Raw genomic sequence first — 14,232 nt, 5'->3', positions numbered from 1 at the left:
ATGACGAAAAGGATGACGTGATGAGCGATACAGCCAAGTGGAAGGAACTGGCCGAGAAAGAACTTCGCGGTCGCGCGCTGGATGACCTGACGTGGAACACGTTGGAAGGCATCGAGGTCAAGCCGCTTTACACCGCCGAGGACACGCAAGGGTTGGGCCATACGGGCACTCTGCCGGGTTTCGGTCCGTTCACCCGCGGCGTGAAAGCGACCATGTATGCGGGCCGTCCCTGGACGATCCGGCAATATGCCGGCTTTTCAACCGCCGAGGAATCGAACGCCTTCTATCGCCGCAACCTTGCGGCAGGTCAGCAGGGTGTCTCGGTCGCCTTCGATCTGGCCACGCATCGGGGATATGACAGCGACCACCCGCGCGTGGTGGGCGATGTGGGCAAGGCCGGTGTTGCGATTGACAGTGTCGAGGATATGAAGATCCTGTTTGACGGCATTCCGCTGGACTCGGTCTCGGTCTCGATGACGATGAACGGCGCGGTGATCCCGATCCTCGCCAATTTCATTGTGGCGGGGGAAGAGCAGGGGCACGACAAGGCGCTGCTGTCTGGCACCATTCAAAACGACATTTTGAAAGAATTCATGGTGCGCAACACCTATATCTATCCGCCGGAACCGTCGATGCGGATCATATCGGACATCATCGAATACACATCGAACGAGATGCCAAAATTCAACTCGATCTCGATATCCGGCTATCACATGCAGGAAGCGGGCGCGAACCTGGTGCAGGAGTTGGCGTATACGCTGGCCGATGGTCGCGAATACGTGCGCGCGGCGATCGAGGCCGGCATGGACGTGGACAAGTTCGCGGGGCGTCTGAGCTTCTTCTTCGCCATCGGCATGAACTTCTTCATGGAAGCCGCCAAACTGCGCGCCGCCCGCACCCTGTGGCACCGCGTGATGACTGACTTCAAGGCCAAATCCGAACGCTCGAAAATGCTGCGCACGCACTGCCAGACCTCGGGTGTCAGCTTGCAGGAACAAGACCCCTATAACAACGTGATCCGCACGGCGTATGAGGCGATGTCGGCAGCCCTTGGCGGCACGCAGTCGCTGCACACAAACGCGCTGGACGAAGCTATCGCGCTGCCCACCGATTTTTCCGCTCGGATCGCACGAAATACGCAGATCATCTTGCAGGAAGAAACCGGTATCACCAATGTCGTCGATCCTTTGGCCGGATCTTACTATGTCGAGGCGCTGACCGACGAGTTGATCAACAAGGCCTGGGCCTTGATGGAAGAGGTCGAAGAGATGGGGGGCATGACCAAGGCTGTCGCCAGCGGCATGCCCAAACTGCGGATTGAGGAATCTGCGGCCAAGCGCCAGGCGATGATCGACCGTGGCGAAGAAACCATCGTCGGTGTCAACAAACACCGGTTAGAAAAAGAAGACCCGATCGACATTCTGGACGTGGACAACGTGGCCGTGCGCGAAAGCCAGGTTGCACGCCTTGAAAAGATCCGCGCCACGCGGGACAGCGCGGCCTGCGAGGTTGCATTGGCCGAACTGACCCGCCGTGCAAAAGAGGGTGGCAATCTGCTTGAAGCGGCCGTCGAAGCCGCACGGGCCCGTGCAACAGTCGGAGAAATCAGCATGGCTATGGAAAAAGAATTCGGCCGTCATCGCGCCGAAGTGAAGACGCTGGCCGGTGTTTACGGTGCGGCCTACGAAGGCGACGAGGGCTTCGCCGCGATCCAGAAATCGGTCGAAGATTTCGCCGAAGCCGAAGGCCGGCGCCCGCGCATGCTGGTGGTGAAGATGGGCCAAGACGGGCATGATAGGGGCGCGAAAGTGATCGCCACCGCCTTTGCCGATATCGGCTTTGACGTGGACGTTGGCCCACTGTTCCAGACCCCGGAAGAAGCGGCACAGGATGCCATCGACAATGATGTGCACATTGTGGGCATCAGTTCCCAGGCTGCGGGCCATAAGACCTTGGCCCCGCAATTGGTGAACGCACTGAAAGAACAGGGTGCCGAAGATATCATCGTAATCTGCGGCGGTGTCATTCCTCAGCAGGACTATGATTTTCTTTACAAAAATGGCGTGCAGGCGATCTTCGGACCGGGCACGAATATTCCCGAAGCCGCGCAGGACATCCTGAAACTGGTGCGCACGACGCGCGACTGACCGATAAGACACTTGCAGCTGGCGGCTTTTCCCGCCAGCGTCACCCCAGACCAGAAGGAGAGAAGTTTGGCTCTGGGAGAGATTGATCACCTTGTGGTGTCCTCCGCAACGCTGACAGAAGGCGTTGCGTTCATCGAGGACCTGCTGGGGGTGCCCATGGCGGGGGGAGGAGAACACCCGCTCATGGGCACCCACAATGCGTTGTTGTCGTTGGGTCCATCCGCCTATCTGGAAGTTATCGCGATCAATCCAGACGCGCCTGCGCCGTCGCGCGCGCGTTGGTTTGACCTGGACTATTTCACCGGTCCCGCACGTCTGACCAACTGGGCGCTTCGGGTGCCGGATCTGCACGAAGCGCTGCACAGGGCGCCCGATGGGATGGGGGACGCCATTGCGCTGGAACGGGGCGATTATGCTTGGGACATGGCGATCCCGCAGGATGGGCGGTTGCCGTTTTCGGGTTGTGCGCCGGGGCTGCTAAGCTGGAAGGGACGGCAGCCTGCACCAAATCTGCCCGACCACGGTCTGCGCCTTGCTGCGCTGGAAATCACCCACCCCGAGGCCGAGGCGCTGTCTGTCGCACTTGCTCCGCTGATTGCAGATGGCCGAATTTCTGTCCACACGGGCACGCCGGGCTTGACGGCTTGGTTGGACACCGCGAATGGGTTGGTCAAACTGCCATGATACGCGCCGCGACCCAGGCGGATATTCCAGCCATTCTTGACCTGTGGAACCTCGCAATCCGTGAGACACTGATCACCTTTAACACTGTTGAAAAGTCACCAGACGATGTGGCGGATGCCATTCGCGACTACGATGCGTTTTTGGTTGCCGAGCATGACGGGCTGGTGATTGGTTTTGCGGCGCTGTTTCCCTTCCGCGCGGGCGCGGGCTATGCCCATACCAAAGAGCATTCCATCATGATATCACCAAACGCACGAGGGCAGGGATCTGGCCGCGCTTTGATGGCCGCGCTGGAAACTGCCGCGCGTGACTTGGGGGTTCATTCCATGATCGCCGGCGTTTCGGCCTCAAACCCTGATGGCAAACCGTTTCACGCGGCCATCGGCTTTGAAACCGTCGGCCGCGTCAACGAAGCAGGACGCAAGTTTGACCAGTGGCACGACCTCGTCCTGATGCAAAAGAAGCTCTAGGCTGGTTCAGCCGTTGCTTTCTCTGTCTCTCGGACTGGGTTGCCAGCCATCAGCAACACGGTTGCCCCAATCGCCGCAGACAGCGCCGAGGCGACAAGAACGCCGAGCCTGACATCATTCATCAGGGTTTGGTCAGCAAAGCTGAGGCTGCCAATAAACAGTGACATGGTGAACCCGATACCAGCCAGCGCAGACACGCCATAGATATGTATCCACCCCACACCATGCGGCAGACGCGCCAACCCGAATCTAACGGTCAAGAAGGTCAATCCCAGCACGCCTATCTGTTTGCCCACGACAAGCCCGGCGACGATGCCAAACGGCACCGGGGCGAACAGCGCCTCTAGCGACATGCCTTTCAGGGATACGCCCGCATTGGCGAAGGCGAAAATCGGCACGATCATGAACAGAACATAGGGTGCCAATGCGTGCTCCAGGCTATGCAGGGGGGATTTCCCCCAGCGATCCTTGATCGGTATGAAGAAAGCGGTGGCCACGCCTGCAAGTGTTGCGTGAACACCAGATTTCAGAACCAGAACCCATAGAACAACGCCCAGAATCAGGATCGGTGCGATTCGGTGGATTTGACGCATGTTCAACCACCACATCAGAGCAAGTGGTGCCAGCGCATAAACGAGGTATTCGACCTTCAACTCGGCAGTATAGAACAATGCAATGACGATGATCGCGCCCAGGTCGTCCAAAATAGCGAGCGTCAGAAGAAAGACTTTCAGCGCCGCAGGCGCACGCGCCCCGATAAGCGCAAGTATGCCCAACGCAAACGCGATATCAGTCGCCGCTGGAATGGCCCACCCGCCAAGCGTTTCTGGGTTTGACCAGTTGATCGCCGCATAGATGACGGCGGGCACGGCCATCCCGCCTACAGCCGCCATACCCGGCAAAATGACATCTCGGGGATTGCGCAGTTTGCCTTCCAGTATCTCGTGCTTCAGCTCAAGACCGATCAACAGGAAAAATACCGCCATCAGACCATCGTTGATCCACAGGATAAGCGGCTTGGACAGGCCTTGGTCATTGATCAGGATAGAGAATTTCGCCCCCAAGATGTCGTTGACCTGCCCCGCGATGGGCGAGTTGGCGGCAATCATGGCAGCAATTGCTGACAGCATCAGCAGCACGCCCCCCGATGCGTCATGGCGAAAGAAGCGGTCAAACATCCTTAGGAGCATTCACGTATCCCTACAATTTTGGTCATATTTGGTGACAAATGGTGCCTTTGGGTGAAAAATCAAGATGAAAAAGATGGTAAAACAGCAAGCGATCCAGTGCTTTGCCGTAGAAAACATTCAGTTAGCTACGCGCTTTCTGCTCGTTTTCGGGTGCCGGACTGTGTAACAAATGCCGCATGTCTATTTGGTCTCGAATAACTGATGCGTTGTCTGCCCTCGCCAAGGGGGAAAGCCTGTCTGACGTGTTCGCCAATTTGCGCACGCCTCCCGAACGCTCGGCGGGGTTCGCGATCGCGGTGATCGCGCTGGGCGCAAAAATGGCCAAAGCCGATGGTCAGGTGACAAGGGACGAGGTGTCCGCCTTCCGCGAAGTCTTTGACATCCCGCAAAGCGAGGAAAAGAACGCGGCGCGACTGTTCAATCTGGCGCGCACGGATGTGGCGGGGTTCGAGCTTTATGCGCAGAAGGTGGCAGCGATGTTCGGGCCGGACGATCCGGCGCTTTGTGATCTGATGGAGGGACTGTTTCACATCGCGATCGCAGACGGGGAATATCACCCGGCCGAGGACGATTTCCTGCAGCACGTGTCTGACATTTTCGGCATCTCGCCACGCAAGTTCAAGGCCCTGCGCTCGCGGTTGGTGCCCGATGCCGACCCTGATCCTTACGACGTTCTGGGGGTCACGCCGGACATGACACTGGACGAGATCCGCAAGGTCTGGCGCAACGAGGTCCGCGAAAGCCATCCAGACAAGATGTTCGCGCGCGGGGTGCCGGAAGAGGCCGTGAAACTGGCAGAAAAGCGATTGATCGCGGTCAACCGGGCCTGGGAAGAGATCAGCAAGGCGCGCGACTGATGCGGATTGCGACCTACAACGTCGAGTGGTTCAATTCGCTGTTTGACGATGAAGGTCGACCGCTGATCGACGAACAATGGTCGGGGCGACGCGATGTTACACGACGCGCGCAGTTGAAGGCGGCGGGCATCGTGTTCAAGGTGCTCGATGCAGATGCCGTGATGGTGATCGAAGCCCCGGATCAGAACAGGCGACGTGACACAACGGTTGCCCTTGAAGGCTTCGCCGAAATGTTCGATCTGCGCGCCCGCAAAGCATTGATCGGTTTCGCCAACGACACTCAACAGGAAATCGCACTGCTTTATGATCCGGACGTGTTTTCGGCCCGCCACGATCCGCAAGGGGATGTGGGTGGGATCATCGCGCCGCGGTTTGACTCGACGTTCCAGCTTGACCTCGACACGGATGCATCGCCCGAACCCATCGTGTTCTCGAAACCACCGCTTGAGGTGGAACTGACACATCGCGAAAGTGGAACGCCAATGCGTCTGATCGGGGTGCATGTCAAATCCAAGGCACCGCATGGGGCGCAAGGGCCCAGTGACGTGATGCGTCTGGCAATCGAAAATCGCCGCAAGCAAATGGCGCAATGTATCTGGATACGTCAACGGGTCGACGAGCATTTGCAGGCCGGTGATCCATTGATCGTATTGGGTGATTTCAATGACGGTCCCGGGCTGGATGATTATGAAAAGCTGTTTGGTCGATCCGGTGTCGAAATCGTCATGGGCGAGGAAGACGCGATCTGCATGTATGACCCCCATGCGCGCATGATCCTGACCCACAAATCGGGCGCGCGCCCCGCGACGTCCCGGTTCTATATCGCCAAGGAACGGCGGTATCTTCAGGCGCTGTTGGATTACATCATGGTGTCACCTGATCTGGCTGCAAAGTCTCCGCATTGGCGGATATGGCATCCTTTCGACGATCCCGAATGCTACGGCGCGCCTGAACTGCGCGAGGCGTTGTTGACAGCGTCCGATCATTTTCCGGTGTCGATTGACTTCGATCTGTAGCCTTCACATTGCCCTGATCGCGCCTACATGCAGGGGATGAAACAGATTGCAAAAACCACCGTGCTGACCTTGATCGCCATCGCCGGTCTGACCATTCCGACCATGGCTGCGGAGAAGGATAGCCCTTCGATCGAAAACCCTGAGCTGTCAGAGGGCGCAGAGCTTCTGAACCGGGGTTTTCAGTTGCTTCTGGAAGGATTGGCCAAAGAAGTCGAACCGATGGCTGACAAGTGGGCCGAAGGTTGGGCTGAATTGGTCGAGCGGTTCGGTGACTTGAATGCCTATTACCCTCCTGAAACCCTTCCAAACGGGGACATCATCATCCGGCGGCGCACCCCACCGGAAGTCGAGGCGACGCCGCCCAGTGAAACCGAACTTTGACAGCGGGGTTTTGGGCGGCGTATCAGCGTCGGAATTTGACGATGCCTTCTGCCTGAAGCGCATCGGATAACGCAGTAAAGCGGGCTTGGGCGACCTCGCCAAACAGGTCTTTGCCGCTGTGGTCCAGCGTCAGGATAAGTTGCCGCTTCTTCGGAAACCATTTTAGAGATGCAAGTTTGGTCGGGTCTTTCATGGTCAACATTGCCCCGAAGCGCATTGCTTTGCCCAGAACTTCGGCGCGGTTGATATTCTTCTCGGTCAAGATCCCGAACAACGGCTCGAACCGCGATCCTTCGCGCGCATTTTTGTAACGGTGCAGAAGCGCCAGCCCCAGAAATACGCGTTCCTGATGGGTTAACCCGCCAAGGTTTGCGCGGGTCGCGTTGTCAAAACAAACCTCGTGGCGATAATCCGGGTGGGCGCGCCAGCTGACATCATGCAGCAGGCAGGCGGCCTTTATCACCCGCAATTCGCTGGTCTTGGCGGCTTTGAACAAAGGTTGTAAAAACGCGAATAGTCGTTTGCCAAAGCCAGGAATGCGGGCGTCTTTCTGTTCGGCGGCATAACAGGCTTCGATCAGCGGATCGCGACGACGCAGCCGCTCGGGCATCTGTTGATACAGCAACCCTTCGCGGATGCCGAATGAACTGACAGCGATCTCTTTCGGGCGAAACTCGCGGATCAGGCGTTTCAACACCTGTGCTGCGATGGGCACCAGCGCCATCCGGGCGGCAGATGTGCCGGTGCGCTGTCGCACCGCGTCAAGGTCAACCTCGTCGATCCATTTCAGGGTGGTGGCAAGGGATTTCGGCGTCATGCGGTATTCATGCAGCACCGTCAGGGGATAGCCGCGCCGCTCCATATCCAGCCGCGCGATGGCCCGCCATGAACCGCCCACCAGAAACAGGCGTTTGTGATCGGTGCCCATATCTTCGGCAAGCTGTTGCACCACGCGCGCAATCTCGGCCTTCAGACCTTTCTTGCCACCCGGAACACTGGTCAGCTTCAAGGGTCCCAGCGGCGAGGTGACACGCTTGCCAACTTGCCCGTCCGAAATGCTGGCCAGCTCCAGAGACGAGCCACCGATATCGCACATCAGCCCATTGGCGTCCGGCCAGCCCAGCAGCACACCCTGGGCGGAAAAGCGGGCTTCTTCTTCTCCGTCTATGACATAAATGTTCAATCCGGTCTCACGCAGGACCTCAGCACAGAAATCCGGCCCATCGCTGGCTTCGCGCACCGCTGCGGTGGCAACGGCGGACAAGGGTGGCATTTTCATCCCGTCAGCCAGTTTTTGAAAGCGTTTAATGGCCGCAAGCGCGCGCGCGCGACCCTCAGGGTGAAGCCGACCGGTCTCTGACAGTCCGGTGCCCAAACCGCACAGGATTTTCTCGTTGAAGAAATAGGCCGGACTGCGAGCGGCCCCGTCGAACACAACCAGACGGACCGAGTTCGAACCAATATCCACTACGCCAACGCGGCGCAGTGCCCGCACGGATGGGTCATCAAACAGCGGACGTCCAAATGGCCCCCAATCGTCACTGGTCTCGCCGCGTCCGTCCATCGATTGTCCCCCGTTTGGTGGTGGTAAGTTAGCCGGGTGCCCGCTGGTGATCAATCTTCCGAATGGGTCAGTTCCGGAACGTCCGACGCCCCAGCCGAGCCACGCCCCGAAAGTGACGGGTTTTCCATGAAGAAGCGGTGGCAATTGAACGGTCGTTCGATCGTGCTCAGATCCGCGCGATGGAAACTGCCATCGGGCTGCATGACCCAACTTTGAGCGACATCGGCCAGATTGGCGGCCATGATCTGGCTCACGATCTGAGCCTTGACGGTGGCGTTTTCAATTTCGATCAAGGTTTCCACGCGGCGGATCAGGTTGCGCCCCATCCAGTCTGCGGACGACATGTAAACCCGCGCCTTTTTCGACGGCAGCCCGTGGCCATTACCGAAACAGACGATGCGCGAATGTTCAAGAAAGCGCCCGACGATGGATTTCACCCGGATGTTTTCCGACAACCCCTTGATGCCCGGTCGCAACCCGCAGATGCCCCTGACCACCAAGCTGATTTCAACCCCGGCTTGCGACGCGGCATAAAGCGCGTCGATCACGTCCGGTTCGACCAGAGAGTTCATTTTTGCCCAGATCTCGGCCGGTTTGCCTTCCCTGGCATATGCCGCTTCGGCCTCAATGCGTTTGATCAAAGTCGATTTCAGGTCCAGCGGAGAAATGGCAAGGTTTTCCAGCGATTGCGGCTCTGCATATCCAGACAGATAATTGAAAACCCGCGTCGCATCGCGCCCAAGAGCGGGGTCACATGTGAACAGGCTGAGGTCGGTATAGATGCGCGCAGTAATGGGATGATAGTTGCCGGTGCCATAATGCGTATATGTCACCAGTTCATCCCCTTCGCGCCGCACGACGGTCGAGATCTTGGCGTGGGTTTTGTAATTGATGAACCCGTAAACGACATGTGCACCTGCGCGTTCCAGCCGTCGTGACTGTCGGATGTTTGCAGCTTCGTCAAACCGCGCCTTCAACTCGACAAGGGCGGTGACGGATTTCCCATCTTCAGCTGCTTCGCAAAGCGCCGACACAATCGGGCTGTCATGCGAGGTGCGATACAGCGTCTGTTTGATCGCAACCACGTTCGGATCAACTGCCGCCTGATGCAAAAAGCGGACCACCATGTCGAAGGTCTCATAGGGATGGTGCAGCAGCATGTCTTTTTGCCGAATGGCGGCAAACATGTCGCCATCATGATCTTGCACACGTTCCGGCACACGTGGCGAGAAACTGGGCCACAACAAGTCGGGCAGGTCTTTCAGGACAAGCTGGCCAAGATCGGCCATGCCGATCATACCATCCACCTCGACAATCTCGTCGCTCGTCACCTTCAACTCTCGCATGATCATTGACAGCAGCCCGGATGGCGCATCCTTGGTGATTTTCATGCGCACAACTTCGCCCCGACGGCGCCGTTTCAGGGCGGTTTCGAACTCGCGCACCAAATCTTCGGCTTCGTCCTCAACTTCAAGATCGCTGTCGCGGAGGATGCGAAACGCGCAATTCCCTTTTTCGACGTAGCCGGGGAACAGCAGGTCCAGATGCACAAGCAGGAGGTCTTCCAGCGGCAGGAAACGGTATTGTCCGTCTTCCGCGGGCAGGGGCACGAATCGGTCGATCTGCTGCGGGATAGGTAGCAGCGCTTTCAGCTTTTGCTTGTCAGATTTGCGTTCAAGTTGCAGGGCCAGCGTATAGCCGGTGTTCGGAATGAACGGAAACGGGTGCGCCGGGTCGATGGCCAGCGGCGACAGAACCGGAAACACCTGGCTAAGGAAAATTTTATCCAGATAATCGCGATCGGCCTGTGTCAGGTTGTCGCGGCGGCAGATGATGATGCCTTGGCTCTGCATCTCACCCGCCAATTGCTCAAACGCCTCTTGCTGGCGGGCCATAAGCGCACGGGCGTCGGTGTCGATCAGCTTTAGCTGTTCAGTCGGGCTGAGGCCGTCGGCGGCAGGGGTCGTCACACCTTCACGAACCAGTTCGCGCAGACCCGCGACGCGAACGGTATAGAACTCATCAAGATTGGCCGCCGAAATTGACAGAAAGCGCAGCCGCTCCAACAGCGGGACACGGGGATTTTCCGCTTCTTCCAGCACCCGCCAATTGAAGCCGAGCCAACTGAGTTCGCGGTTAAAGAACCGACGTGGCCCCTCATAGTCCTCTGGCGGCAATTCCAGCGGGGCAGGAAACCCCGAGGCAAGAAAATCTGCAAGTGGAATCAGCGGTGTGTTGGTCTTGTTCATGACCACACTCTAACACGCCTGCATGTGACGGGAAGATGACGTTATGTCCCTGATCCCATTTCATCCTGCAAAAACCGGGCGGCCAGATTGCGGGTCAGCGGGCGACCCTCGGACAAGGCAGCATGATCCAGTTGTTCAACCAACGCCGCCGCCGCTGCAAGCGATCGGTCCATGCGAGGCAGAAGATAGTCGATCAGATTGGCCGGAACGGCAATTTGGCGATCGTCGAACAGCTTGACCAGCACGGCTGACAGCAGCATGTCGTCGGGTGCGTTCAGCGTGGCGATCGTCGTGCCTTCCATCCGGCTTTTCAGGTCGGGCAGGTCGATGCCCCAACGCGACGGAGGCGCAATACCTGTGATCAACAGTGATCCGCCCTCGGCCAGAACCAGATTATGCAAATGAAAAAGGGCCGCTTCCGCGTTGGTGTCGCCCGCGACCTGATCGGCATCTTCAACGGCGACCGAGTGCCCTGCCAGGGTCTGAATGTCGGTATCAATCAGGTTGGTCGACGGGATGATCCGGGCCTGCACCATCCCCGCCCACACATGCGTCAGGTGCGTTTTTCCGGTTCCGGCGGCGCCGACCAGCACCAGCTTCCGGTCTGGCCAATCTTGCCAAGTCTCAACCGCCGCCATTGCGTTCGTGTTGGACGGCGTGACAAGAAAATCATCCAATCCCTGCGCCGCATGAGCGGGCAGGTCGAATGTCAGTTGCTCAGCCATTATTCAGCGTCGCTTTCGTCGCCTGCCTCTTGCGTCGACAACCCTTTGTACAACAGCCCATCCTGGTATTTCCCGATGAAGAACCGTGCAACAACCCCCATAGAGGCAGCCACCGGAACAGCCACCAGCATTCCCACGAATCCGAACAGTGAGCCAAAGACAGACAACGCCAACAAGAGCCAGACCGGATGCAGTCCGACCGAGCTGCCTACCAGTTTCGGGGTCAGGATGTTGCCCTCAAAAAACTGGCCAAGCACGAAAATTCCTGCGACTGCCCCAAGTTGCCACCAATCCCCCCAGAACTGGAACAGCCCCAGCCCAATGGCCAAAGTGCCGCCGACGATGGCACCGACATAGGGGATGAACGTGATCAGTCCGGCGATGAAGCCGACGACCATGCCAAATTGCAACCCGATAACCATCAACGCAACGGCGTAATAAGTGCCAAGGACCAGGCAAACGGTCCCTTGGCCGCGAATGAAGCTGGCCAATGTGCGGTCGATATCGCTTGCGATCTGGCGGACTGCCGGCCGGTGGTCAAGCGGCAGAAGGCCGTCGATCTTGGCCACCATCCGGTCCCAATCCAGCAGCAGATAGAAGGCGACGACGGGCGTCACGATCAGCAGGACCACAACGTTGATCACACCCATGGCAGAGCTTACGATCGTGCCCACAAGCTCTCCGCCACGTTCCTTGATGGCTTGGCCGAGACTGGCCAGAGATTGGCGCAAGGTCGAATTTTCGTCCATCAGCGATGGTATGTTCTCGGTCAGAAAGACCTCGAGCTGCTTTAGTAATGCAGGCGCTGCATCCGCCAGGGCTATGGCTTGCGAAACCAAAGTCGGCACCACCATCAGGAATGCGATGACAAAGCACAAGATTGCAAAGAACGAGATGATCACGGTAGCGGCGACACGTGACAGCCCCGCAGCCTCCAGCCGATCCGCAACCGGGTCAAGGAAATAGGCGATAGCGCCGCCCAAAATGAACGGCATGATCACATCACCCAGATACCATAGGGCAAATGCCAGCACGGCGATGGTGATAGACCAGAATTTTACCTGCGTTTGAACGGGTAACGCCATTTCGGCTCCTTTTGATGCTGCTCTCTATGTCGCCCAGCTTGGAGGGCAATTCAAGTGCAGGTCTTGGATGGCTGCAATCAGCCAGCGGACAAGTTCGCTCTTGCTCCGGTTGCGTATTGGGTGAATTATTGGCTGCATTGATGGTGTCCGGCATATCAAAGGAGTTCCCAATGCGCGTTGTTCTTGCGATCAGCCTTGCAAGTGTTTTGCTGTCGGCTTGTACGGGTAATGAATATGAACCTCGCGAACCGGGGATCACCTTTTCTGGCGAAACCCGGGCAGGCGTCACCTATAAAGATGGCGATATATCCCCGGATCAGGACACCAAGATAACGATTAGTGTCGGGGGGTCGATCTAGCGGACCTTCGATGCCGTTCCGGGCCACCGTCACCCCACGTGAAAACCAGCCCGCAAACCATTGTATGATTGCCCCGCCCGCGTTGATGTCATAGACCGCATGGGACGTTTTCGTGATTGAACAGAGGTCCCCATGCGCCTGTCTCGCTATTTTCTGCCCGTTCTGAAGGAAACCCCTTCCGAGGCGCAAATCGTTTCGCACCGCTACATGCTGCGTGCTGGTATGATCAAACAGCAATCTGCCGGTATCTATTCCTGGTTGCCGCTGGGCTTCAAAGTCTTGCGCAAGATAGAAAACATTGTGCACGAGGAGCAAATCCGCGCGGGCCACATCCCGATGTTGATGCCGACCATTCAGTCCGCAGACCTGTGGCGCGAAAGTGGACGCTATGACGGCTATGGCGAGGAAATGCTGCGGATGCAGGATCGACATGGGCGCGACATGCTGTTTTCGCCCACGGCAGAAGAGATGATCACAGATATCTTCCGTGCGCATGTGAACACCTACAAAGACCTGCCACTGACCATGTATCAAATACAGTGGAAGTTCCGCGATGAGATCCGCCCACGCTTCGGCGTTATGCGTGGCCGCGAGTTCTACATGAAAGACGGCTATAACTTCGACCTGACGAAAGAGGATGCGCTACACGCCTATAACCGCCATTTGGTCAGCTATCTGCGCACCTATGAGCGGATGGGCCTGCAAGCCATCCCAATGCGCGCCGATAGCGGTCCGATCGGGGGCGACTATACGCACGAATTCCTTGTGTTGGCCGACACGGGCGAAAGCGAGGTGTTCTATGACAGTGAAGTCACTGACCTGACCTTTGGCGACCGCGACATCGACTATGACAATGTGGCGCAATGTCAGGGCGTTATGGACGAATTCACGTCGCGCTATGCCCGCACAGACGAAACCCATGACGCCGCCGATTTCGATAAGGTGCCCGAAGATCGCCGTCGCGTCGCACGCGGGATCGAAGTGGGGCAGATCTTCTATTTCGGCACCACCTATTCCGACAAACTGGGCGCGACAGTTGTCGACAAGGATCAAAACCAGGTGCCGGTTCACATGGGTTCGCATGGCATTGGTGTCAGCCGCCTGTTGGGTGCGATCATCGAGGCCAGCCATGACGACAAGGGCATCATCTGGCCCGAAGGTGTGACGCCGTTCCACTGCGGGATCGTCAACCTGAAGCAAGGCGACGACGAAGCCGACGCGGCCTGCGAAGCGTTGTATAAGCAACTGTCCAATGCCGGACTGGAACCGCTTTATGACGACCGCAATGAACGCGCAGGCGGTAAGTTTGCGACGATGGACCTGATTGGCTTGCCCTGGCGCATCACCGTGGGACCGCGGGGACTGAAGAATGGTGTGGTCGAACTGACCTGCCGCCGCACAGGCGCAAGCGAAGACCTGACGCCGGACGCGGCTGTGGCGAAGGTGATCAAGATTTTTGAACCGCACCACGTGCGCGGTCTCTGATCCAATTGGATCTCTGCAAG

Annotated in this window: 13 protein-coding genes; 8 read left to right on the top strand and 5 right to left on the bottom strand. The window is 57.9% G+C overall.

Going from position 1 to position 14,232, the window contains the following annotated elements; all coding sequences use genetic code 11:
- Positions 1-20: 20 nt before the first annotated feature.
- The 3 genes from scpA (at position 21) to AC13C8_RS14800 (ending at position 3,301) form a co-directional block, all read left to right on the top strand.
- Positions 21-2,147, top strand: coding sequence for a methylmalonyl-CoA mutase (scpA, locus tag AC13C8_RS14810; RefSeq protein ID WP_482848063.1), 2,127 nt, complete (start codon positions 21-23; stop codon positions 2,145-2,147).
- Positions 2,148-2,213: 66 nt separating this feature from the next.
- Positions 2,214-2,831: a VOC family protein gene (locus AC13C8_RS14805; protein WP_482848061.1), complete on the top strand. Its 618-nt coding sequence runs from the start codon at positions 2,214-2,216 to the stop codon at positions 2,829-2,831.
- Positions 2,828-3,301, top strand: coding sequence for a GNAT family N-acetyltransferase (locus AC13C8_RS14800; protein ID WP_482848060.1), 474 nt, complete (start codon positions 2,828-2,830; stop codon positions 3,299-3,301). The genes AC13C8_RS14805 and AC13C8_RS14800 overlap by 4 nt, the downstream gene beginning before the upstream one ends.
- Here AC13C8_RS14800 and nhaA read toward each other — a convergent pair.
- The gene (nhaA, locus tag AC13C8_RS14795; protein WP_482848058.1) at positions 3,298-4,479 is read right to left on the bottom strand and encodes a Na+/H+ antiporter NhaA; all 1,182 of its coding nucleotides are present in this window, start codon (positions 4,477-4,479) and stop codon (positions 3,298-3,300) included. The genes AC13C8_RS14800 and nhaA overlap by 4 nt on opposite strands.
- 188 nt (positions 4,480-4,667) lie before the next feature.
- Here nhaA and AC13C8_RS14790 point away from each other — a divergent pair, with 188 nt between their 5' ends.
- The 3 genes from AC13C8_RS14790 to AC13C8_RS14780 are packed head-to-tail and all read left to right on the top strand — an operon-like array spanning position 4,668 to position 6,745.
- Positions 4,668-5,348, top strand: a complete 681-nt coding sequence (locus tag AC13C8_RS14790; RefSeq protein WP_482848057.1) for a TerB family tellurite resistance protein — start codon at positions 4,668-4,670, stop codon at positions 5,346-5,348.
- The gene (locus tag AC13C8_RS14785) at positions 5,348-6,364 is read left to right on the top strand and encodes an endonuclease/exonuclease/phosphatase family protein (RefSeq protein ID WP_482848056.1); all 1,017 of its coding nucleotides are present in this window, start codon (positions 5,348-5,350) and stop codon (positions 6,362-6,364) included. Before AC13C8_RS14790 ends, AC13C8_RS14785 begins: the two co-directional genes overlap by 1 nt.
- A 36-nt stretch (positions 6,365-6,400) precedes the next feature.
- Positions 6,401-6,745: a hypothetical protein gene (locus AC13C8_RS14780; protein WP_091431241.1), complete on the top strand. Its 345-nt coding sequence runs from the start codon at positions 6,401-6,403 to the stop codon at positions 6,743-6,745.
- Positions 6,746-6,767: 22 nt separating this feature from the next.
- Here AC13C8_RS14780 and AC13C8_RS14775 read toward each other — a convergent pair whose 3' ends face one another.
- The 4 genes from AC13C8_RS14775 to AC13C8_RS14760 are packed head-to-tail and all read right to left on the bottom strand — an operon-like array spanning position 6,768 to position 12,368.
- Positions 6,768-8,309 carry a Ppx/GppA family phosphatase gene (locus AC13C8_RS14775; protein WP_482848054.1) on the bottom strand — a complete coding sequence of 514 codons (1,542 nt, stop codon included), beginning with the start codon at positions 8,307-8,309 and terminating at the stop codon, positions 6,768-6,770.
- A gap of 50 nt (positions 8,310-8,359) precedes the next feature.
- Positions 8,360-10,558: an RNA degradosome polyphosphate kinase gene (locus tag AC13C8_RS14770; RefSeq protein WP_482848053.1), complete on the bottom strand. Its 2,199-nt coding sequence runs from the start codon at positions 10,556-10,558 to the stop codon at positions 8,360-8,362.
- 41 nt (positions 10,559-10,599) lie between these two features.
- The gene (locus AC13C8_RS14765; protein ID WP_482848051.1) at positions 10,600-11,283 is read right to left on the bottom strand and encodes an HdaA/DnaA family protein; all 684 of its coding nucleotides are present in this window, start codon (positions 11,281-11,283) and stop codon (positions 10,600-10,602) included.
- Complete coding sequence (locus AC13C8_RS14760) at positions 11,283-12,368, bottom strand: AI-2E family transporter (RefSeq protein ID WP_482848050.1); 1,086 nt, start codon at positions 12,366-12,368, stop codon at positions 11,283-11,285. Before AC13C8_RS14760 ends, AC13C8_RS14765 begins: the two co-directional genes overlap by 1 nt.
- Before the next feature lie 11 nt (positions 12,369-12,379).
- Here AC13C8_RS14760 and AC13C8_RS14755 point away from each other — a divergent pair, with 11 nt between their 5' ends.
- A complete protein-coding gene (locus tag AC13C8_RS14755) occupies positions 12,380-12,727 on the top strand; it encodes a hypothetical protein (protein ID WP_482848048.1) in 348 nt (115 codons plus the stop codon).
- Positions 12,728-12,859: 132 nt separating this feature from the next.
- A complete protein-coding gene (proS, locus tag AC13C8_RS14750; RefSeq protein WP_482848046.1) occupies positions 12,860-14,212 on the top strand; it encodes a proline--tRNA ligase in 1,353 nt (450 codons plus the stop codon).
- Positions 14,213-14,232: the final 20 nt, after the last annotated feature.

Source organism: Aliiroseovarius sp. B-4 (assembly GCF_056857795.1).
Note: the sequence above shows the minus strand (reverse complement) of the source record. Positions and strands in the feature narration are given on the sequence as shown.